This is a genomic window from Enterococcus faecium (assembly GCF_029023785.1).
GTDB classification, from domain to species: Bacteria; Bacillota; Bacilli; order Lactobacillales; family Enterococcaceae; genus Enterococcus_B; species Enterococcus_B faecium.
This window is the reverse complement of record NZ_CP118955.1, coordinates 1,482,715-1,504,820: the sequence shown is the minus strand read 5'-3', so window position 1 is coordinate 1,504,820 and position 22,106 is coordinate 1,482,715. Positions and strand designations below refer to the sequence as shown.

Here is a 22,106-nt window from a genome sequence, read left to right as displayed (position 1 = left end):
CTAAAATTTAAAGTGAAAACACGAACAAAAAACGATGTATTTGCTTTTAATGTAAATAAAAAGGAGAGACGTACATGGAGAAGAAAGAACTTTTGTATGAAGGAAAAGCCAAAAAAATATATCTTACTTCTGATGAGAACTTGATTTGGATAGAATATTTAGATCAAGCAACTGCGTTGAATGGCGCGAGGAAAGACCAGATAAGTGGAAAAGGAGAATTGAATAATCAAATCACAAGTGCAATTTTCCGTTATCTGACTCAAAGAGGAATAAAAAATCATTTTATTGAACAATTGTCTAAAACCGAACAATTAGCAAAAAAAGTACAAATTATCCCTCTGGAAGTGGTTATCCGAAATATTGCAGCAGGAAGTTTCTCAAAACGTCTAGGTGTTCCCGAAGGTAAAGAATTCATCAAACCAATCATTGAATTCTACTATAAGGATGACCAGTTGGATGATCCATTTATCAATGAAGAGCATATCTATTTCTTACAACTTGCAAAACCGGAAGAAATCAGTGAGCTGAAAGCCCAAGCGTTGGCTATTAATGAAATTTTGACCGAATTATTTGCTAAGGTCGGTTTGGTTTTAGTAGATTTCAAGCTAGAATTTGGCCGGTCGAATGGACAAATTTTGCTTGCGGATGAAGTAACACCGGATACTTGCCGATTATGGGATGAACGTACGAATGAACATATGGACAAAGACGTTTACCGCAGAGATCTAGGTGATTTGATCCCAGTCTATCAAGAAGTATATAACCGTCTATCGGAACTAACTGAAGAAAAGGAGCGAGTATGATGTATTTCGTAAAAGTATATGTAACCTATAAAGATTCAGTGTTAGATCCTCAAGGGGAGGCAGTAAAAAAAGCAGTCCATCGTATGGGATATGAAACAATCGAAGATATCCGAATAGGAAAATACTTTGAGATACAACTTGCTGATGCAGAAGAACCAATCGATACAGTGATTGAAACGATTTGTGACAAGCTGCTTGCAAATGTAAATATGGAAACATACCGATATGAAATCAAAAAAATGGAGGAAGTATAACATGAAATTTGCGGTCATCGTTTTTCCAGGTTCAAATTGTGACGCAGATATGTTATGGGCAGTTCGCGAGATCATGGGCGCTGATGCCGAATTTGTACGGCATGATGAGTCCTCTTTAGAAGGATTTGATGGGGTTTTACTGCCGGGAGGATTCTCCTATGGTGACTATTTGAGATGCGGTGCGATTGCTCGGTTTTCTACAATCATGGAAGAAGTGATTCGTTTTGCTGAAGAAGGGAAACCAGTATTCGGTACATGCAATGGATTCCAGATATTGACAGAAGCAGGACTTTTGCCAGGTGTACTGAGACGAAATGAGTCTTTGCATTTTATTTGCAAAACTGTACCATTGAAAGTCAACCCCAAGACGGCCTTTACTTCAGAGTATGAAGCCGACGAAATAATCTATCTTCCAGTTGCTCATGGGGAAGGAAATTATTTCTGTGACGAAGAAACACTTCAAGAACTAAAAAAAAATAATCAGATTGCCTTTACTTATAATGACAACATCAACGGCAGCGTGGAAAACATTGCAGGGATTACGAACAAAGCAGGGAATGTGTTAGGAATGATGCCTCATCCAGAACGTGCAGTAGAAGACTTGCTAGGATCAGAAGATGGGAAACGGTTCTTTGCTTCCATTTTAAAAAACTTCGGAAAGGTGACCGTATAGATGAAAACATTGAAAGAACCGACAGCTGAAGAGATCAAGAAAAAAAGAATCTATGCCGAATGGGGATTGACTGATGAAGAATATCGAATGATCGAAGAAGATATCTTAGGAAGAATGCCTAATTATACGGAAACTGGACTGTTTTCTGTTATGTGGAGCGAACATTGTTCCTATAAAAATTCTAAACCGGTTCTACGCAAATTTCCTACTAGTGGACCTCATGTGTTGCAAGGCCCTGGAGAAGGCGCAGGCATCGTCGACATCGGTGATGGACTAGCAGTTGTCTTCAAAGCAGAAAGTCACAATCATCCTTCAGCCGTGGAGCCTTATGAAGGAGCTGCGACAGGAGTTGGCGGAATCATCAGAGATATTTTCAGCATGGGGGCTCGTCCAATTGCGTTGCTAGATTCATTGAGGTTCGGCGAATTAGATAATCCAAGAACGAAATATTTACTAGAAGAAGTAGTTGCAGGTATCGGCGGATACGGCAATTGTATCGGCATACCGACTGTAGGCGGCGAAATTGCATTTGATCCTTGTTATGAAGGAAACCCATTAGTCAATGCAATGTGCGTAGGTTTGATTGAACACAAACATATCCAGAAAGGGCAAGCCGCTGGCGTCGGTAATTCGATCATGTATGTAGGTGCAAAAACAGGTCGCGACGGTATCCACGGAGCAACTTTTGCCTCAGAAGAATTTAATCAAGAAGAAGAACAGCAACGTTCTGCTGTACAAGTAGGCGATCCTTTTATGGAAAAGCTGCTGCTTGAAGCGTGTTTGGAATTAATCTTGCATCATTCGGATTCTCTAATAGGTATACAGGATATGGGAGCAGCAGGACTTGTTTCATCTAGTGCGGAAATGGCTTCAAAAGCTGGCTCAGGACTTATATTGACATTAGATGAAGTCCCACAAAGAGAAACTGGGATGACACCTTATGAAATGATGTTATCGGAATCACAAGAACGGATGTTGATTTGTGTTAAATCAGGAGAGGAAGAAAAAATCCAAGAACTATTTCAGAAGTATGATCTAGATGCAGTCACTATCGGTAAAGTAACAGACGACGGGCAATATCGGCTATATCATCAAGGAGAAGAAGTAGCAAATCTGCCAGTCGATGCATTAGCTGAAGATGCACCAGTTTATCATAAAGAAATGAAAGAACCAGCTCGAATCGTAGAATTTCAGCAGTTAGCTCCTTATCAGCCAGTTATCGAAGAACCTGGACAAGTATTGCTTGATCTGCTGCAGCAACCGACGATTGCTTCAAAACGTTCAATCTACGAAACTTATGATTCACAAGTACAAACCAATACAGTTGTCCGTCCAGGAAGCGATGCTGCTGTGATGAGGGTTAGAGGGACGAATAAAGCGTTAGCTATGACCACAGACTGCAACGCGCGCTATCTGTATTTGGATCCAAAAATCGGAGGACAAATAGCAGTGGCAGAAGCTGCTAGAAATATTATTGCTAGCGGTGGTAAGCCCTTGGCGATCACCGACTGCCTGAACTATGGTTCTCCTGATAAACCAGAAGTTTTTTGGGAATTATCGACTTCAGCTGACGGAATTGCTGCTGCGTGTGAAACGTTAGGAACTCCTGTTATTTCAGGAAATGTCTCTTTATATAATGAAACGGATGGTCAAGCAATCTATCCAACACCAATGATTGGTATGGTCGGATTGATTGAGGATCATAAACATATCACTACTCAGGAATTCAAAAAATCAGGGGATCTAATCTATATATTAGGTAAGACGTTTGCAGATTTTGATGGCAGTGAATTACAAAAGATGCAGCTTGGAAGAATCGAAGGTGTGATCCGAAACTTTGATCTATCCATTGAAAAGAGAAACCAAGAGTTAGTATTGACAGCCATCCAAAACGGATTGATTGAAAGTGCTCATGACTGTTCAGAAGGTGGCTTGGCAATTGCACTGGCAGAATCAGCTTTCAAACATCAGCTAGGGATATCTGTACAGTTTGAATTGTCCTCTGCTCAATTATTTGCAGAAACTCAATCAAGATTTGTGTTGACAGTCGCACCGGAAAATAAGACACGATTCGAAGAAATGATGGGAGATGCTGCTGTTTTAGCAGGTAAGGTGACGGATGAAGCGATAATCGAAATTTCAGCAACTGACGGTCAGATCAAAATAGAAACTGCAGTAGCAAGAAAGTGCTGGGAGGATGCAATCGTATGTCTTATGAAGTGAAGAGTTTAAATGAAGAATGCGGGATCTTCGGTGTTTGGGGTCATCCAGACGCCGCTAGTGTGGCATACTTCGGGCTCCATAGTCTTCAGCATCGAGGACAAGAAGGTGCGGGTATCGTGTCCAATGATCGAGGAAAGCTTAAGGGGCATCGAGATTTGGGGCTGCTTTCTGAGGTATTCAAAGATCAAAGAAAATTGCAGCAGTTAACAGGAGAAGCTGCAATCGGACATGTACGTTATGCAACAGCAGGCAATGGAAGTGTGGACAATATTCAGCCTTTTCTATTCAAATTTCATGATCAGTCGATCGGCTTAGCGCATAATGGTAACTTGATCAATGCTCGTTCCCTTAGAAAAGAGTTAGAGGAAAATGGGGCGATCTTCCATTCTAACTCCGATACGGAGATATTGATGCATTTGATCCGACGAAGTGAAGAAACAGATTTTTTAAATAAATTAAAAAGTGCTTTGAATGAAGTCAAAGGTGGCTTTGCCTATTTATTAATGACAGAAACGGCAATGATTGCCGCTTTGGACCCAAATGGTTTTCGTCCATTAGCAATCGGACAAATGAAAAACGGAGCATACGTGATTGCCTCGGAAACTTGTGCATTAGAAGTTATTGGGGCACGTTTTATAAGAGATGTCCAGCCTGGTGAGATAGTGATCATCAATGACGAAGGAATCCAGATTGATTGCTTTACGAAGGACACGCAGCTTTCTATTTGTTCGATGGAATATATCTATTTTGCCAGACCAGATTCAAACATCGCAGGGATCAATGTGCATACTGCACGGAAAAATATGGGACGGAATTTAGCGAAAGAATCGCCAGTAAAAGCAGATATGGTCGTTGGCGTACCTAATTCTTCTTTGTCAGCCGCAAGCGGTTATGCGGAAGCTAGTGGAATCCCTTATGAAATCGGATTAGTAAAAAATCAATACATTGCCCGAACATTTATCCAGCCAACGCCTGAGCTAAGAGAGCAAGGTGTTCGAATGAAATTATCTGCTGTACGAGGAGTAGTGGAAGGTAAAAAGGTGATTATGGTCGATGATTCAATTGTTCGGGGTACGACAAGCAGACGGATCGTCCATCTTTTGAAAGAAGCAGGGGCAAAAGAAGTCCATGTGAGGATTGCTTCTCCTCCTTTGAAATATCCATGTTTTTACGGGATTGATATTCAAACGCGTAAAGAACTCATTGCGGCAAATCACACGATTGATGAAATCAAAGAATGTATCGGTGCAGATTCTTTAGGTTTTTTAAGTGAAGAGGGTCTGATCGAATCGATCGGTCTGGAAAAAGATGCTCCGTATTCAGGATTGTGTATGGCTTATTTCAACGGAGATTATCCTACGCCGTTATATGACTATGAAGAAAAATATCAGGAATCACTAAAAGAAAAAGTATCGTTCTTTTAAAAGCAGACCAAGAAGGGAGTATATGAATTCAATGGCAAATGCATACGCAAAAGCTGGCGTAGATGTCGAAGCTGGATATGAAGTAGTAGAACGGATCAAGAAGCATGTCAAAAAAACGGAACGTTTAGGTATGATGGGCGCTATAGGAGGATTCGGCGGTTGTTTTGATTTATCGGTCTTTCAATTAAAAGAGCCAGTCCTTGTCTCGGGGACCGATGGCGTGGGGACGAAATTAGCAGTGGCAATCGAAGCAGACAAACACGATACAATCGGGATCGACTGCGTAGCGATGTGTGTCAATGATATCTTAGCACAAGGCGCAGAGCCGTTATATTTCTTAGACTACTTAGCAACGGGGAAAAATGATCCGTTACGTTTGGAAAATGTAGTAAAAGGTGTAGCAGATGGATGTGTTCAAGGAAATATGGCGCTGATTGGCGGAGAAACAGCTGAAATGCCTGGTATGTACTCAGGTAATGATTATGATCTAGCCGGATTTGCTGTAGGGATAGCTGAAAAATCTCAATTATTGACAGGAGAAACGATCAACCCAGGAGATGTGTTGCTTGGAATAGCATCTAGCGGGATTCATTCAAATGGGTACTCTCTTGTTCGCAAAATTTTCTTTGAGCAGCAGCAGTTTTCTTTATCATCAAAACTGCCAGAATTGAAAAAAACACTTGGCGAAGAATTGCTTGAGCCAACGAAAATCTATGTTTCTTCCTTGCTTCCGCTGATCAAAGAAAAGAAAATAAAAGGAGCTGCACATATCACTGGTGGAGGGTTTGTAGAAAATATCCCGCGAATGTTACCAGAATCTATGGCTGCACAAATCAAACTTGGCTCATGGCCGATTCTTCCAATATTCGGCTGTTTACAAAAATATGGTGAAATTCCTGAGATGGAGATGTATGAAATCTTCAATATGGGCATCGGTATGGTCCTGGCAGTCGAAGAATCGAAAGTAAAAGAAATAGTACACGAAATTGAGCAAGCTGGCGAAAAAGTTTATGAAATCGGGAAAGTGATCGCCAAAGAAAAACATCGTGTGGTGTTTATAGGAGAAGAACGATGAGAATCGCTGTTTTTGCTTCTGGAAACGGAAGCAACTTTCAAGCGCTAGCCGATTATCTATCGAAAAAAGGATTGGAATCTTCGATTGACTGGTTGTTTTGTGATCAGCCTGAAGCATATGTTTTGAAACGTGCAACTGCGTTGAGTGTACCGGCAGATTGTTTTTCACCTAAAGAATTTGATTCAAAAAAAGAGTATGAAGAAGCAATTTTGCATAAATTGAAAGAAAAAAAGATCGATTTGATCGTATTAGCTGGATATATGCGAATCATTGGACCGGTATTGCTGAAAAATTATGATAAAAGAATCATCAATATCCATCCGTCTCTTTTACCTGCCTTCCCTGGTTTGCATGGCATACGTGATGCCTTTGAAGCTGGAGTAAAAGAAACGGGTGTCACAATTCATTATATCGACCAAGGTGTAGATACTGGACCAATCATCCGGCAGGAAAAAGTGAGAATTGAACAGGAGGACACGTTCGATTCTTTAGAAGAAAAAATCCATAGAGTAGAGCATCGAATCTATCCAGAAGTGATTAGTGAAATTATTGAAAATGGAGGCTATCTGAAATGACAAGAGCATTGATCAGTGTATCAGATAAAAATGGGATTGTAGCATTCGCCCAAGGTTTGATTGAACAAGGAGTAGAAATCATTTCAACAGGAGGAACAAAGCATGCGTTGGATAAAGCTGGGATCAAAACGCTTTCGATCGAAGAAGTGACAGGGTTTCCTGAAATGATGGATGGCCGTGTCAAAACACTTCATCCTAAAATCCATGGTGGTCTTTTAGGAAGACGCGATCTCCCTAGCCATATGGAGGCAATGGAAACGGAAAATATCCAACCAATCGACTTTGTTTGTGTCAATTTATATCCTTTCAAAGAAACGATTATGAAACCAGATGTCGAAATAGCAGAAGCTATTGAAAACATTGATATCGGTGGTCCTAGTATGCTCCGTAGTGCAGCAAAAAACCATGAATTTGTCACCTCTGTTGTTGATCCATCTGACTATGAAGAAGTACTTTCAGAATTACGTCAGTATGGGCATACTTCACTTTCTTTCAGACAAAAACTAGCGGCAAAAGTCTTTCGTCATACTGCGGCATATGATGCACTGATCGCTCAATACTTAACGGATTGGGTGGAAGAAAAAGAACCGGAAAAATTGACACTTACGTATGAACGAAAACAAACGCTTCGTTACGGTGAAAATAGCCATCAAGCCGCTGCCTTTTATCAGTCCGCTCTTCTGGAAAAATATTCGATCGCAGCAGCAAAACAACTCCATGGGAAAGAACTTTCTTATAATAATATCCGAGATGCAGATGCTGCGCTACGGATCATGAAGGAATATGACGAGCCAACGGTAGTCGCCTTGAAACACATGAATCCTTGTGGTATTGGGACAGCATCTACGATTTTAGAAGCGTGGGAAGCAGCGTATGAAGCAGATCCTGTTTCAATCTTTGGTGGGATCATCGTTTTGAATCGAGAAGTAGATCTGCCAACAGCAGAACAGATGCATAAGCTGTTTCTAGAAATCATCATTGCCCCTTCTTATACACAAGAAGCTTTGGAATTACTGCAAAAAAAGAAAAACATCCGATTACTGACAGTAGACTTTGTGCAGGAAGAAAATCAAAATCGAGAAGAAACGGTCTCAGTCTTAGGTGGACTTCTTGTACAAGATCAAGATCTGGCAATAGAAAATGAAGAAGAGTGGAAAGTCGTGACAAAACGTAAGCCGACTCCAGCAGAAGCAAAAGCATTAGCGTTTGCTTGGAGAGCTGTCAAACATGTGAAATCTAATGCGATCGTACTGGCAAACGAACGTCAGACAGTAGGAATCGGAGCCGGGCAGATGAATCGAGTCGGTTCAGTAAAAATTGCGATTGAACAAGCGCAAGAGAAAATGGAAGGTGCAGTTTTAGCTAGCGATGCTTATTTTCCAATGGATGATTCGGTTGAATATGCAGCCAAACATGGTATAAAAGCAATCATTCAGCCAGGAGGAAGCATCAAAGACCAAGATTCTATTGATATGGCGAATAAATACGATCTAGCAATGGTCTTTACTGATGTTCGGCATTTTAGACATTAGAGAGGAGTCGGATAAATGAACATTTTGGTGATCGGTGCAGGTGGTCGTGAACATGCAATAAGTAAAAAACTTTTAGCCAGTCCGAAGGTGGATACGGTGTATTGTGCGCCAGGAAATCCGGGGATGACAAAAGATGGTATCAATTGTGTCGCTATCAGTGAGCGAGATCATTCAGCGTTAATCCATTTTGTTAAGAAAGAGGCTATTGATTGGAGTATCGTTGGTCCTGAAGTTCCTTTGTTAAATGGGATCGTCGATGATTTTATGGCGGAAGGATTGAAAATCTTCGGTCCGACAAAAGCAGCAGCTCTGATCGAAGGTTCGAAAAGTTTTGCTAAACAATTAATGGATACTTATCAAATCCCGACAGCTAAATCCAGAAGTTTTGAATGTTACGAAAAAGCAGCAGCGTATATCAAAGAAAATGGTGCGCCAATCGTAGTGAAAGCGGACGGCTTAGCAGCTGGGAAAGGTGTAGTCGTGGCTACCACAGTGAAGGAAGCGCTGGATGCGGCAGAACAAATGTTGAACCAGCATCGATTTGGGGATAGCAGCAAAAAAATCGTCGTAGAAGAGTTTTTGGCAGGAGAAGAATTCTCCCTTTTGGCGTTTGTCCGTAATACCAAGGTGTATCCGATGGTCATTTCGCAAGATCATAAGCGGGCATTTGATAACGATAAAGGGCCAAATACAGGCGGAATGGGTGCTTATTCACCAGTACCGCAAATTTCAAAAAAGATGATTGAAAAAGCTGTGGAAGAAGTTTTAAAACCAGCGGCTTTGGGAATGAAAGAACTAGGACGCTCTTTCACGGGTGTTTTATATGCGGGTTTGATTGCTACGAAGGAAGGACCAAAAGTGATCGAATTCAATGCGCGTTTCGGTGATCCTGAAACGCAAGTCGTTCTTTCTCGGTTGAAGAGTGACTTTGCGCAAGTAATCGATGATTTATTAGAGAATCGTACAGTAGAGTTAAAGTGGCAGCAAGAAGGATACAATGTAGGCGTTGTGGTTGCAGCTGCCGGTTACCCCGAAGAATATGAGACAGGAATGGTTCTACCAGATTTTCTGGAAGAAGAGCTTTCTGTTTACTATGCTGGAGTTTCCTCAAATAACGGCAAACTAGTTGGAGCAGGAGGACGTCTTTATTTAGTAGAAGCATACGGTGAGACGATCAAAGAAGCACAGAAAAAAATCTACACCGCGTTAATGGATAAAACGACAGATGGAACATTTTATCGTACAGATATTGGAGAAAAAGCTGCCAATAGCGAACTGATCGTGAAGTAAATCAGCTGCTTCCATTTATAAAAAATACAACAAACATAATCGGAAGCGCCGATTTTAGTGAAGCCTTTTCATAAAGAGTGTGGTACACTTTTGTTGTGTATATAAATAAGGAGGAGTTCAGATGAAAAAAATTCAATTAGGTACTTCTGATCAGAAAGCAGCTGCAGTGATCTTAGGCTGTATGCGTATCAACAATGCGGAAGATCCAGTAAAAGTGATTGAGACAGCTTATGAAAACGGCATTGATTTTTTTGACCATGCAGATATTTATGGAAACGGTGAATGTGAAGAAATCTTTGCAGATGCTCTAGCAAAAACATCAATCAAACGAGAAGATCTTTTTATTCAAACAAAATGTGGAATCGTTCCAGGTGTGATGTTTGATTTTTCTAAAAAACATATCATTGAATCTGTAGAAAAAAGTTTGACCCGTCTGAAAATGGATTATGTGGATGCTTTACTTCTTCATCGTCCAGATACATTGGTAGAACCAGAGGAAGTAGCTGAAGCGTTTGATGAATTGGAACGGTCAGGAAAAGTTCGTTATTTTGGCGTCAGCAATCAAAAACCAATGCAAATCGAATTGCTGAAAAAATATGTTCGTCAACCATTAGTAGCTAATCAGCTGCAATTTGGCTTGAAACATACTGGAATGATCGATCAAGGGATTCATGTCAATATGACAGATGAAGCAAGTATCGATCATGACGGTAGTGTACTTGATTATTCCCGATTGCATGATATGACGATCCAAGCATGGTCACCATACCAGTATGGATTTTTTGAAGGTGTATTTATCGGGAACGAAAAATTCCCTGAATTAAACCAAACATTAGAAGAACTAGCAGCTAAATATCAAACGACACCAACTGGCTTGGCTTCTGCTTGGATTTTACGCCATCCAGCCAATATGCAAGTGATCGCCGGTACGATGAACGTAGGGCGAATCAAGGAAATCGCTCAAGCTTCAGAAATTAATATGTCTCGGGAAGATTGGTACGAATTGTACCGTGCTGCTGGAAACATTTTACCTTAAAGATTGTCATAAGCAGGTCAAAAGGGCTATAAATTAAAAAGACAGAATAACTTGAAAGCTGTTTTCAGCTTCGAGATATTCTGTCTTTTTTAATTGCAAATGGAAAGAGTATCATTGTACGGATTTCGTTTATTAGTTATTTTTGTTTTTAAGGAAAAGCTGTGTCCGATATTCTTTTGGAGAAATCCCTTGTTTTTTCTTAAATAAATAACTGAAATAGTTAGGGTCATTATAACCAATTTCAAAAGCAATATCTGAAATACGATAGTCTGATTGCTGCAATAATTTTTTTGCTAATTCGATTCTTTGTTCTGTCAGATAATCGATGAATGTTTGGTTAAACGATTGAGAAAAAATCGTACTGAAATGAGAGGGACTTAATGCAACTTGTTGAGCAACCCAAGTTAAGGACATATCTGGATCGGTAAAATTTTCTTTGATAAAATCCAATGCATGGTTCAAAATTGGCTGATATTTGTTCCTTGAAGGCTGTGAGGGCAGAGCAGTTAAGAAAGAAATGAACATATAAACTGTCGAACGGTAAAGCGAGTCGTCGGCGCTGATTGCTAAGCGTTGACTGGTGGATGTGCAATGAACCATTTCTTGCGGGATTTTCTTTTCTTTCAGGCAGACATGCTGGAGTAGCTTAGTCAAGACAAATAAACGATATAATCGTGTTCGAGTTGGTGTGCCTTGTGGTTTCGTCAAGTGTTCGATGTACTTAGATACTTCGTTTTTCGATAATGAAGACAAATCAAGTGAGAGGTCAAAGTAAAAGACAGAATCAACTGGAAGTTTCGCTTCTTGAATCAAATCCTCATAGCTGATAATTTGTTCTTTAAGGGAACTGGCGGTTTCAAGTATCATCTGCGTGATCTCAAAAGATGCAGGTAATTCGCTGATTCTTTCTGCGACAGGACCAATGGCGACAGAAAAATTATTTTTTTGTCCCTTTTCTAATTCATGGACCAACGTTTGGGCTACCTGATAACTGGTCTCGATCACATTTTCTTCAAGAGAATCAACTATTAAAAATTTGATGAATCGAGAGGAAACAGCAGAGAAGATCACTTGTTGATTCTCCCTAAATAAAAACTTCAAATAATCACTGAGATGAGCGTAATCTTCAAAGTCTGTACTGACTTGGTTTGCTGCTAATAATACGGTCATTTTTTTCCCTGCTAAAGAGCGATTGAAAGATTCAGCAAGTTTCAATGTTTCACTGATCGTAAGTGAGCCTTTGAACAAACCGTTCAAGAAATGATTTTTTTTCAATTCGAAAACAAGATCAGAAGAAGTGTGCGTTTCTTTTTGCTGCAAATCTAAAGCAGTTACTGCTTTTTCTATTGCTTGTTTCAATTCGCTACTTTTAATCGGTTTAAGCAGATAATCATCTGCCTGTACCTGGATTGCTCCTTTCATATAATCGAAATCGTCGAATCCACTAATAAATATGAGACGAGTCCAAGGAAGTAGTTTCCTTGCTTCTTTTGAAAAAGTCAACCCGTCCATGAAAGGCATTTGGATATCAGTCAGAATGATGTCGGGCTGTAAGTTGATAATTGAAGACAGTGCCATCTCACCATCTCCAGCTTCGCCGACATAAGTGATTGGATAATAAGAACCAAGGACAGTTATTTGTTCCCGCAAGTTATTGCGAATGAGGTATTCGTCTTCGATGATAAAAACTTTATACATGTTTGTTTCCTCCAATTGTTTTGGGAGATAGAGGGATCATCAGTGTGACAGTTGTTCCTTCTCGGTATTTGCTGTCAATCGTGATAGGTTTTTGATCATTTCCGTAATAAAGAAGGAGACGCTTGTTTACGTTGTAAAGTCCGTAGCCGATACTGAAATCTGAATCGATCCCTTTGGCTAACTCTTTACGTATTTCTGCCAGTTTTTCTGCAGGGATGCCAATCCCGTTGTCTATAACTTTGAATTGGATCATCTCATCAATTTTGCATGCGGTAATACGAATAAATCCTTTGTGACGGACGTACTTCGTTCCATGGTATACAGCATTTTCAATCAATGGCTGCAAGATCATTTTTAAAATAGAAACAGGAAAAAGTGTTTCTGGTATATCGATCTTATAGTCAAGCATATGGCCGTATCTTATTTTTAAGATGACTAGATAATCATTGATATGGCTAATTTCTTTTTCAAGAGGAATCCAGTCTTGTCCTTTGCTTAAAGACGTACGAAAAAAGCCGGAAAGTGCATGGGTCATAGTCAGAGCTTCTTCAAAGCAGTCTTGTTCGATCAAAGAAATAATGGCATCCAAACTGTTATAAATAAAATGGGGAGTAATCTGAGCTTGCAATACACGAACTTCACTTTGTGCTAAATGGTATTGTTTCAAAGCGTTCTCCCGTAAAGACTGGTTTAGATCTTCCGCCATTTTATTCATGCTAGCGGTAAGTGTTTGTAATTCCAGTGTTTCCGGCAGGGTTAAACGAAAGCCAAGGTTCCCTGAAGAAAGTTGTTCTGACATCTCGATCAGCTGATTGATCGGTTCTTGGACCTTTCTCTCTAAAAAGCGACGATTCTTTTTCGCATAGAAAAAAATGGTACTAAGAACTCCAAGTTCCACTATTGTTAATAGAATGAGCGAGCGGACAAGTGTCGTATTTTTTTTGCTTGCTAAGTCGATCTCCACACGAACAAAATCTTGTAAGATATCTGACAGCAGTTGAGTGACAGAATCTACCTGATTGATGATCTCTTCATTGGTATCCATAAAATCTTTTGCCAAGATATTATTGATCAGCTCGTTTTGATAATCTTCCAGTGTATCGATCGTACGTAGCGATACATCTAACGTACTAATTTCTTTAAGTGTATTTGTATTATTTTTGATCTCTCGAATATCATTCCTAAGTTCTTCTAGGATATTTTCCTCATTGAACTCATCTACGGTTACTTGGCCAGAAATCAAGTCCCACATACTTTCCAAAACTTTTTGATCAACCTTCAAAGCAATTGCATCTGCTTTTTGGATATTTGCGATCGTCTGTTGATAAATCAAAAGCTGTTGCGAATATAACAGTATGCTCAGTAGCAAAGGGATAACAGCAAATAGAAGCATGGCTTTGTTTGCTTGGGCAAAAATCTGTTTTATGCTTAAATTTTTTGTCATGATACTTCTCCAGTCAATAATTTCTGGTTGGGATGTTAGCTATATTCTGCTGGGAAAAGACAGTCTCGGAAATAAAAATATCTTTAGGTAATGTTTTTCCTGTTTGAATATTTCCAAAATAACGAGTAACGGTATTGGCTACATACCAGCCGACATCAGGTTTACACTCGACTACACAATTGACGATTCCTGAGCGTAGCTTCTCGATCATATCTTCTTGTCCATCAATAGTTACAATGATCAAATCTTCTCCAGGTTTGATTGATGTTTCTTTTATCGCAGCTAAAGCACCGTGAGTCATTTCATCACTATGGCTGTATAATACATCGATTTCGGATAAATCATTTGTTTCTAAATATCGTTTCATCTGGTCTTTTCCTTTCATCCGAATAAAATCACCGACAATTCGGTGAACAATAGTCATCGGAGGTTTATGGTCGATGGTTCCATCTTTTTTTAGGGTTGGTTTACGATTGATTGATTCCAAAAATCCTTCGGAGCGTAGCTTGGTCGGTGTGGAGTTCTCTGAACCAGCAAGTTCTAGGATTCTGATTTCCTGTTTCTTTGAATTTGTGAAGTGATTGCTGACAAATAAACCCGCCCGATTTCCTTCTGCTTTGAAACTGGGGCCAATGTGGGTGACGAAAAGCTCGGGATCATTCGTTTGAATATGTCTGTCGACAAGTATGACAGGGATCCCTGCTCGCTTTGCTTCTTTTAATACAGAGTCCCACCCGGATTCTTGCAAAGGAGTAAAAATGATCATATCCACTTTATAGGCAATGAACGTCCGTATATCTTGGATTTGCCGTTCCTGATTCATGTAGCCATTTCGGTAGAGAACTTGGTAATCTTCTTTTTCAAGCGCAGTGATAATTGATTCAGTATGCTTTTTCCGCCAGCTACTCTCCGTTCCTGATTGCGAAAAACCAACGACTAGTGGGTCAGGTGCTTCCTTTGTATTAGGTGTACACCCCATCATTTGGTAAGCGATTACAACAAGGGCTAAAAAAAATAAAACACGTTTCACTTTAAATCACTCCATCTGGATTTGTTAGTACTATCTTATCAGATAAAAGGGAAAATCAAAGTCAAAAGGAATCAATCGAAAAAAATCCAAGAAACTTAAAAAAATCCAAGACAAAAAAAGTACACCTAAAAAATTTAAAGTAAATCCCATAAAAAAATCAATGTTAACGCTTTCTTTATTAGCTATACTCGGTGTATCAATTGAAATGGGGGATAAAAAATGAAAAACAAATTTAGAAAGATTGTTGGGACTATCGCTATTTTGACCGCAAGCATTCTATTAAGTGCGTGTGGCAATTCAGGATCTGCAGATGATAGTACGGGGTATGTAGGAATCGCTATGCCGACCAAATCAGCAGAAAGATGGATCGCTGATGGGAACAACATGGTCTCGGAATTAGAAAAACTGGGTTATAAAACAGATCTTCAATATGGAGAAGATAAAGTAGAAAATCAAGTAGCACAAATAGAAAATATGATTACAAAAGGGGTAGATACACTTGTGATTGCTTCTATCGATGGTTCGGCTTTAACTGATGTGTTAGCTAAAGCAAAAGAAGCAGATATCAAGGTGATCGCCTATGATCGTTTACTGATGAATTCAGAAAATGTCGATTATTACGCGACTTTTGATAATTTTGGAGTAGGTGTATCGCAAGCAGCTTATATTGAAGAGCACTTAGGATTGAAAGAAGGAAAAGGACCATTCACGATTGAATTATTTGGTGGCTCGCCTGACGACAACAACGCACTAATCAATTACAACGGAGTGATGTCTGTTTTACAACCATATATGGACAACGGTCAGTTGGTCGTGCCATCTGGACAGACGAGTTTCAGTCAAATCGCTACGCTTCGCTGGGATGGTTCTACGGCGCAAGCAAGGATGGATAATCTGTTAAGCGCAAATTATACTGACCAAACATTGGATGCTGTTTTGTCGCCATATGATCCAATAAGTTTAGGAATCATTTCGTCATTAAAAGGCGTGGGGTATGGGAGTGAAAGTAAACCTTTACCTGTGATTACTGGACAAGATGCGACAGTTGCTGGCGTTAAATCGATCATTGCCGGGGAACAAACACAAACGATCTTTAAAGACACACGTATCTTAGCAAAAAATACGATTGAAATGATCAAAGCAATCAGTGATGGAGAAGAGGTTCCGGTCAATGATACTGAAACTTATGATAATGGGGTGAAAACTGTCCCTACGTATTTAGCAAATACAGTATCTGTCGATAAAGATAATTATCAAGCAGAGCTGATCGACACCGATTATTATAAAGAATCCGATCTGAAAAATTAAGAGGAACCAAACAAGGAACTAAAGAGATCTAAGTCAGAGAGAGGATAAGAATTATGGCGGATTGTATTTTAAAAATGGCAGATATCACCAAAAAATTTTCTGGAATCCGAGCGTTAGATTGCGTGAATCTGATGATTGAACGTGGGGAAATCCATGCATTGTGCGGAGAAAACGGAGCGGGAAAATCAACATTGATGAATGTCTTGAGCGGCTTGTATCCATATGGCTCCTATGACGGGGAAATCTTTTATGATGGAAAGCTGTGTCAATTTAAAGATTTGAAAGATAGTGAAGAAAAAGGCATCGTCATCATTCATCAAGAATTAGCACTAAGTCCTTATCTTTCAATAAAAGAGAATATTTTTCTCGGAAATGAACAAGCAGAAAGAGGCGTGATTGATTGGGAACTGACAGAAAAGAAAACATATGAACTGCTGAATAAAGTCGGTTTGTCTATCGACCCGAATCTTCTAGTATCCCAGATTGGCGTAGGGCAACAGCAACTAGTTGAAATAGCTAAAGCATTATCAAAATCCGTCCGTCTGTTGATTTTGGATGAGCCTACCGCTGCATTGAATGAAGAAGAAAGCGCGAATTTGCTGAGATTGATCCGAGAGTTGAAAGAGCAAGGTGTAACCTCCATCATTATTTCACATAAGCTGAATGAAATCGTGGATATCGCAGATCGAATCACCATTTTACGGGATGGACAGACGATTGAGACACTAGAAAATGAAATGATCAGCGAAGAGCATATTATTCGCGGGATGGTGGGCAGAGATTTAGTTGATCGTTATCCTGAAAGAAAACCGGATATTGGAGAAGTTTATTTTAAAGTAGAAGACTGGACGGTCTATCACCCTCTTGATCACGAGCGAATCATAAACGACCACATCAACTTGCATTTGAAAAAAGGAGAGATTGTAGGAATAGCTGGACTGATGGGAGCGGGCAGAACTGAATTCGCTATGAGTCTATTTGGACATTCTTATGGAAGCAAGATATCCGGACGTATATTAAAGGAAGGGGCAGAGATATCAGTTAAGACCGTTCCTTCAGCCATTGCAAACGGACTCGCTTATGTCTCGGAGGACCGAAAATCTTTAGGACTGAATCTGCTGATGGATATTCGGGAAAACGTGACGCTGAGCAGTTTGGATAAAATAAGTCAAAAAGGAGTATTAGATAAAGAAAAAGAAGTAACTGAGGCAGAAAATTTCCGGAAAAAGATGCGTATAAAAACAAACTCCATCCATCAAATTGTCAGTAGTCTTAGTGGTGGGAATCAACAAAAAGTCGTTTTATCCAAGTGGCTGATGACACAACCCGATATTCTTTTTTTGGATGAGCCAACCCGTGGGATAGATGTTGGGGCAAAATATGAGATCTACACGATTATCGAAGAAATGGCAGCAAATGGCAAAGCTGTCTGTCTTATCTCTTCTGAACTTCCTGAAATATTAGGGATGTGTGATCGAATCTATACGATGAACGAAGGACGTATTACAGGAGAAGTCTCGCGAGAAGATGCAGATCAGGAAGTCTTGATGAAATTAATGACGAAAGAAGAGGTGGGTTAAGTTGGAACAGGCAAAAAATCTTACGGATAAAAAAGAGAAAAAACTAAATTTGAAAAGTAGAGCAGCTGATCTTTTTGGTCGCTACAGCATGGTGATCATTTTAGCGGGACTACTTATTGCGTTTCAATTGATGACGGATGGTATTTTCTGGCGTCCATTGAATATAACTAACCTTGTTCTGCAAAATAGCCATATATTAGTACTAGCTGCAGGGATGTTATTAGTTGTGCTCTTAGGTCATGTGGATTTGTCGGTAGGGTCAGTGATGGCGTTTGTTGGTGCAATTGCGGGCATGATGATGGTCAATCGCCAAATGAACCCGTGGATGACAGTTATCGCATGTCTTGCAGTAGGCGGGCTGATCGGCGCATGGCAAGGTTTTTGGGTAGCTTATGCAGGGATACCGGCGTTTATCGTGACTTTAGCAGGATTGCTGATGTTTCGTGGACTGACACAAGTTGTTCTAGGAGGCCAATCTCTAGCACCTTTTCCAGCTGTTTTCCAAAAAATGTCTACGGGTTATTTACCAGACTTAAGCGAAGGAAGCAGCCTTCACTTCTTGACATTGATTTTAGGAATGATCATCACGATCGTGTTAGTTGTTGGTCAATGGCGAACAAGAAATCGTCGGAAAAATCATTTATTTGAAGTGGAATCTCCAACAGCTTTCTTGGTAAAGGCGGTATTTACAGCAGTCGTTGTACTAGGAATAACTTATATCTTTGCCTCTTATCAAGGGTATCCGATTATTTTGATCATTCTTGGTTTGATCGTTGCAGCATATGGGTTTTTGACAAATAAAACAGTAGCAGGTCGACAGATTTATGCGACGGGCGGAAATCGAAAAGCGGCTGAACTATCAGGGATCAAAACAAAGCGAATCACGTTCTGGGTATTCGTCAACATGGGAGTCATGGCAGCTTTAGCTGGATTAGTTTTAGCTGCTCGATTGAATGCGGCAACACCTCAAGCAGGTACATCGATGGAACTGGATGCAATGGCGGCAGTATATTTTGGTGGTGCTTCGACTTCCGGCGGCATTGGAACAATCATGGGTGCGATTGTCGGTGGCTTGGTCATGGGTGTATTGAACAATGGCATGTCGATTTTAGGCGTCGGGGTAGACTGGCAGCAGGCAATCAAAGGATTGATCTTGCTTTTAGCCGTTGTGCTAGACTTGTATAATAAGAAAAAACGAACAACGTAGGAGAACGCCGGTTATTCAGAAAAAAGACTGTGACAAGACATTTGTCACAGTCTTTTTTTCGCTAAAAGCGAACATTCATTGTTTCGTTTGTATAGACTAAAAATAATATATGTTTTTTTACCATTCGTATAAATTCTCTTTTTGCTCTTGATTTTTTTGCTTAATTGAGTTAAATTACATAGGGCGCTAAAAAAAGCCTTGATTAAATTAATAATGTTCGTGTTTTGCTGGATGTGAACATCAGGAGGATAATGTAATGAAAGTATTTGATTACGAAGATATTCAATTAATTCCTAATAAATGTATCGTAAATAGCCGTTCTGAATGTGATACAACGGTCACATTAGGTAAACATACATTCAAAATGCCAGTAGTGCCTGCCAACATGCAGACGATTATTGATGAAACAATCGCAGAATTCTTAGCGGAAAATGGTTATTTCTATATCATGCATCGGTTTGATGAAGCAGCTCGAATTCCGTTTATCAAAAAAATGAAAAAGCGTGGATTGATTACCTCGATCAGTGTTGGCGTCAAGAAAGAGGAATATTCCTTTATAGAGAAGTTGGCAGAAGAATCGCTAAATCCTGATTATATCACTATCGACATCGCGCATGGACATGCTAACTCAGTTATTGATATGATTCAGCATATTAAAAAATATTTGCCTGAAACTTTTGTGATTGCCGGTAATGTTGGTACACCGGAAGCCGTCCGTGAATTGGAAAATGCGGGCGCAGATGCAACAAAAGTCGGGATTGGTCCAGGAAAAGTATGTATTACAAAAATCAAGACAGGCTTTGGGACTGGAGGCTGGCAACTGGCAGCTCTTAGATGGTGTGCGAAAGCAGCTCGCAAGCCGATCATCGCTGACGGTGGGATCAGAACACATGGCGATATTGCAAAATCTGTCCGTTTTGGTGCGACAATGGTCATGATTGGTTCATTGTTTGCCGGTCACGAGGAATCTCCTGGCGAAACAAAAGTCGAAAATGGAATCGTGTATAAAGAATACTTTGGTTCTGCTTCAGAATTCCAAAAAGGCGAAAAACGAAATGTTGAAGGAAAGAAAATCTGGATCCAACACAAAGGATCTTTGAAAGATACACTAGTGGAAATGCAACAAGACCTTCAATCATCTATTTCTTATGCTGGAGGAAGAGATCTGGAAGCCATTCGAAAAGTTGACTATGTCATCGTGAAAAATTCGATTTTTAATGGAGACACAATCTAAAAAATAAATAAAATATTAGGATGTTGTGAAAAAGTTGTCCTGCATTAAGTAATAAGAACAGCCAAACAAAAATAGTTCTTTATATGTTTTGTTTGGCTGGAATTATTATCGCAGATACAAGCTTTTGAACATCATTATTCAGAATAAGGGACTGTGATAAGATTTTTGTCACAGTCCCTTATGTTTTGCAAAAAAAGTTTTTCTTTTTTCTCGTAAATTCGGTAAAATCAAAAGAAAAAATAGACAATAGAAAAGAGAAGCTTATGTGGGAAAAAGTAGAGAAAAAAAAAGGACCGATTTATCGTCAAATTATGGAACAGATTATGAGAGAAATCGAAAACGGAAGGATCAATCCTGGAAGTCAACTTGAATCAGAACGAAAACTAGGGCAACTTTTTGGTGTGAATCGTTCCACCGTTGTCCATGCATTGGAAGAGCTTAGGGAGCTTGGGGTACTAACGAGCAAACGTGGCAGCGGATGGTTTGTTAATCAGACTGAATGGGGGAAATTCGCTGTTCCAAGAATCGATTGGCGGCAAATGATCTCTCCTCGTTATGAGCAGACGGACTGGTATGAGCAAAAAATAAGAGAAGCAAAGCAGATCCAAAAAACATCGTTTCTTGATTTATACGCTAGCGAGATGCCAGATGAGCTTTTGCCGAATTTTGAGTTTCCTTCTTATTCTCTTGAAGAAATCTTAGCGGAAGAAAAAGAAATGGATCTTTTAGGCTATACTCCGTTACGTAACAAAATCAAACGGTATTTGGAAAGTAAATTTGAATTGGCATTTTCCCCCAACCAGCTTCTTGTGACTGGTGGCGGTCAGCAAGCAATCTTTTTGATTTTACAAACGATTCTTTCAGCTGGAGAGGGGATAGCTGTAGAGTCACCTTCTTTTTTTTACCGATTACCTCTTTTCAAAGCTTCAGGAACGCGTTTATTTGGGATACCGATGGATGAAGAAGGGATCGACTTAGAAAAACTGAAAGAATCGATCCATAAAAATAAATTGAAAGCAGTGCTTATCAACCCGAATTTTCAAAACCCTACAGGAAAAGTGATGAGTCAAAAACGACGAGAAAAGCTAGTAGAATTGTGTCGACAGTATCGGCTTCCAATTATTGAAGACGATGTATTTACGGATCTTTCATTTCTAAACCAAGAAGAAGTCCTTCCTATACGAACGATTGATCCGGATAATGTGTTATACGTCGGTTCGTTATCTAGGGTTTTAGGAAAAACAACGAAAATCGGTTGGGTGATAGGACCTGAGACTTTTATCTCGCAACTAGCTCAAGCGCAAGAAATGATGGAGTTTTCGATGAATATCCTTACACAAATCACAGTGGCTAATGTATTTAATGAAGCAATTGATTTGAAAATGCAAGATGTAAGAAAAAAGTTGAAAGAAAAAAGCCGACTGATAAGCGCTTGGGGAGATTCACAATCGTTTTTCAAGCTTCATTCAATTTTAGGTGGTTACTATGCCTGGATTACTTGGGATGGGAAAAAACTAGACCCCGAACTAGCAGAAAAAGTAGTAGATATGGGTCTTGGAATTGCACCAAGTCTACTTTTTGGGCAAGATATAAATGGAATCAGAATCAATTACAGTAGGCTGGATGAAAACCAAATACCGTTGTTTTATTCAAAGATGAAAATTCTAGAAAAGTGGTTAACAGAATAATTTCACAAAGTAAATAGATTAAAGAATATAAC

18 protein-coding genes are annotated in these 22,106 nt (G+C 39.7%); 15 read left to right on the top strand and 3 right to left on the bottom strand.

Going from position 1 to position 22,106, the window contains the following annotated elements; translation table 11 throughout:
- Positions 1 to 74: 74 nt before the first annotated feature.
- From purC to PYW34_RS07250, 10 genes are all read left to right on the top strand, one after another.
- Positions 75 to 803, top strand: a complete 729-nt coding sequence (gene purC, locus PYW34_RS07295; protein ID WP_002288021.1) for a phosphoribosylaminoimidazolesuccinocarboxamide synthase — start codon at positions 75 to 77, stop codon at positions 801 to 803.
- Entirely contained in the window at positions 803 to 1,057 is a 255-nt protein-coding gene (gene purS, locus PYW34_RS07290; protein WP_002295474.1) for a phosphoribosylformylglycinamidine synthase subunit PurS, read from the top strand. Before purC ends, purS begins: the two co-directional genes overlap by 1 nt.
- Before the next feature lies 1 nt (position 1,058).
- Positions 1,059 to 1,730 (top strand): phosphoribosylformylglycinamidine synthase subunit PurQ, encoded by a 672-nt coding sequence (purQ, locus tag PYW34_RS07285; protein WP_002288017.1) that lies wholly within the window; start codon positions 1,059 to 1,061, stop codon positions 1,728 to 1,730.
- The gene (gene purL / locus PYW34_RS07280) at positions 1,731 to 3,953 is read left to right on the top strand and encodes a phosphoribosylformylglycinamidine synthase subunit PurL (RefSeq protein ID WP_002288015.1); all 2,223 of its coding nucleotides are present in this window, start codon (positions 1,731 to 1,733) and stop codon (positions 3,951 to 3,953) included.
- Complete coding sequence (gene purF / locus PYW34_RS07275; protein ID WP_002288013.1) at positions 3,938 to 5,377, top strand: amidophosphoribosyltransferase; 1,440 nt, start codon at positions 3,938 to 3,940, stop codon at positions 5,375 to 5,377. Before purL ends, purF begins: the two co-directional genes overlap by 16 nt.
- Before the next feature lie 22 nt (positions 5,378 to 5,399).
- Entirely contained in the window at positions 5,400 to 6,452 is a 1,053-nt protein-coding gene (gene purM, locus PYW34_RS07270) for a phosphoribosylformylglycinamidine cyclo-ligase (protein WP_002288011.1), read from the top strand.
- The gene (gene purN / locus PYW34_RS07265) at positions 6,449 to 7,027 is read left to right on the top strand and encodes a phosphoribosylglycinamide formyltransferase (protein ID WP_002288010.1); all 579 of its coding nucleotides are present in this window, start codon (positions 6,449 to 6,451) and stop codon (positions 7,025 to 7,027) included. Before purM ends, purN begins: the two co-directional genes overlap by 4 nt.
- Entirely contained in the window at positions 7,024 to 8,559 is a 1,536-nt protein-coding gene (gene purH, locus PYW34_RS07260) for a bifunctional phosphoribosylaminoimidazolecarboxamide formyltransferase/IMP cyclohydrolase (protein ID WP_002333257.1), read from the top strand. The genes purN and purH overlap by 4 nt, the downstream gene beginning before the upstream one ends.
- 15 nt (positions 8,560 to 8,574) lie before the next feature.
- Complete coding sequence (purD, locus tag PYW34_RS07255; RefSeq protein ID WP_002288007.1) at positions 8,575 to 9,849, top strand: phosphoribosylamine--glycine ligase; 1,275 nt, start codon at positions 8,575 to 8,577, stop codon at positions 9,847 to 9,849.
- 121 nt (positions 9,850 to 9,970) lie between these two features.
- Entirely contained in the window at positions 9,971 to 10,885 is a 915-nt protein-coding gene (locus tag PYW34_RS07250) for an aldo/keto reductase (RefSeq protein WP_002288005.1), read from the top strand.
- Positions 10,886 to 11,017: 132 nt separating this feature from the next.
- Here PYW34_RS07250 and PYW34_RS07245 read toward each other — a convergent pair whose 3' ends face one another.
- From PYW34_RS07245 to PYW34_RS07235, 3 genes are read right to left on the bottom strand one after another with little or no spacing between them, the layout of a single operon-like run.
- Entirely contained in the window at positions 11,018 to 12,583 is a 1,566-nt protein-coding gene (locus PYW34_RS07245) for a response regulator transcription factor (RefSeq protein ID WP_002334539.1), read from the bottom strand.
- The gene (locus tag PYW34_RS07240; RefSeq protein WP_002295478.1) at positions 12,576 to 14,027 is read right to left on the bottom strand and encodes a sensor histidine kinase; all 1,452 of its coding nucleotides are present in this window, start codon (positions 14,025 to 14,027) and stop codon (positions 12,576 to 12,578) included. The genes PYW34_RS07245 and PYW34_RS07240 overlap by 8 nt, the downstream gene beginning before the upstream one ends.
- 13 nt (positions 14,028 to 14,040) lie before the next feature.
- The gene (locus PYW34_RS07235) at positions 14,041 to 15,057 is read right to left on the bottom strand and encodes an ABC transporter substrate-binding protein (protein ID WP_002287999.1); all 1,017 of its coding nucleotides are present in this window, start codon (positions 15,055 to 15,057) and stop codon (positions 14,041 to 14,043) included.
- Positions 15,058 to 15,276: 219 nt separating this feature from the next.
- On the opposite strand from PYW34_RS07235, the gene chvE reads away from it, so the two are divergent.
- From chvE to PYW34_RS07210, 5 genes are all read left to right on the top strand, one after another.
- Positions 15,277 to 16,365 (top strand): multiple monosaccharide ABC transporter substrate-binding protein, encoded by a 1,089-nt coding sequence (gene chvE, locus PYW34_RS07230; RefSeq protein ID WP_002287997.1) that lies wholly within the window; start codon positions 15,277 to 15,279, stop codon positions 16,363 to 16,365.
- Between the two features lie 53 nt (positions 16,366 to 16,418).
- Positions 16,419 to 17,945: a multiple monosaccharide ABC transporter ATP-binding protein gene (mmsA, locus tag PYW34_RS07225; RefSeq protein WP_002287995.1), complete on the top strand. Its 1,527-nt coding sequence runs from the start codon at positions 16,419 to 16,421 to the stop codon at positions 17,943 to 17,945.
- A gap of 1 nt (position 17,946) precedes the next feature.
- Entirely contained in the window at positions 17,947 to 19,152 is a 1,206-nt protein-coding gene (gene mmsB / locus PYW34_RS07220; protein ID WP_002287993.1) for a multiple monosaccharide ABC transporter permease, read from the top strand.
- A 256-nt stretch (positions 19,153 to 19,408) separates the two neighbouring features.
- A complete protein-coding gene (gene guaC / locus PYW34_RS07215) occupies positions 19,409 to 20,386 on the top strand; it encodes a GMP reductase (protein ID WP_002287992.1) in 978 nt (325 codons plus the stop codon).
- A 263-nt stretch (positions 20,387 to 20,649) separates the two neighbouring features.
- Entirely contained in the window at positions 20,650 to 22,074 is a 1,425-nt protein-coding gene (locus PYW34_RS07210) for a PLP-dependent aminotransferase family protein (protein ID WP_002330214.1), read from the top strand.
- Positions 22,075 to 22,106: the final 32 nt, after the last annotated feature.

Coding starts and splice junctions, on each gene's coding strand:
- purC (WP_002288021.1), top strand. CDS start 75: ATGGAGAAGAAAGAACTTTTGTATGAAGGAAAAGCCAAAAAAATATAT.
- purS (WP_002295474.1), top strand. CDS start 803: ATGTATTTCGTAAAAGTATATGTAACCTATAAAGATTCAGTGTTAGAT.
- purQ (WP_002288017.1), top strand. CDS start 1,059: ATGAAATTTGCGGTCATCGTTTTTCCAGGTTCAAATTGTGACGCAGAT.
- purL (WP_002288015.1), top strand. CDS start 1,731: ATGAAAACATTGAAAGAACCGACAGCTGAAGAGATCAAGAAAAAAAGA.
- purF (WP_002288013.1), top strand. CDS start 3,938: ATGTCTTATGAAGTGAAGAGTTTAAATGAAGAATGCGGGATCTTCGGT.
- purM (WP_002288011.1), top strand. CDS start 5,400: ATGAATTCAATGGCAAATGCATACGCAAAAGCTGGCGTAGATGTCGAA.
- purN (WP_002288010.1), top strand. CDS start 6,449: ATGAGAATCGCTGTTTTTGCTTCTGGAAACGGAAGCAACTTTCAAGCG.
- purH (WP_002333257.1), top strand. CDS start 7,024: ATGACAAGAGCATTGATCAGTGTATCAGATAAAAATGGGATTGTAGCA.
- purD (WP_002288007.1), top strand. CDS start 8,575: ATGAACATTTTGGTGATCGGTGCAGGTGGTCGTGAACATGCAATAAGT.
- PYW34_RS07250 (WP_002288005.1), top strand. CDS start 9,971: ATGAAAAAAATTCAATTAGGTACTTCTGATCAGAAAGCAGCTGCAGTG.
- PYW34_RS07245 (WP_002334539.1), bottom strand. CDS start 12,583: ATGTATAAAGTTTTTATCATCGAAGACGAATACCTCATTCGCAATAAC.
- PYW34_RS07240 (WP_002295478.1), bottom strand. CDS start 14,027: ATGACAAAAAATTTAAGCATAAAACAGATTTTTGCCCAAGCAAACAAA.
- chvE (WP_002287997.1), top strand. CDS start 15,277: ATGAAAAACAAATTTAGAAAGATTGTTGGGACTATCGCTATTTTGACC.
- mmsA (WP_002287995.1), top strand. CDS start 16,419: ATGGCGGATTGTATTTTAAAAATGGCAGATATCACCAAAAAATTTTCT.
- guaC (WP_002287992.1), top strand. CDS start 19,409: ATGAAAGTATTTGATTACGAAGATATTCAATTAATTCCTAATAAATGT.
- PYW34_RS07210 (WP_002330214.1), top strand. CDS start 20,650: ATGTGGGAAAAAGTAGAGAAAAAAAAAGGACCGATTTATCGTCAAATT.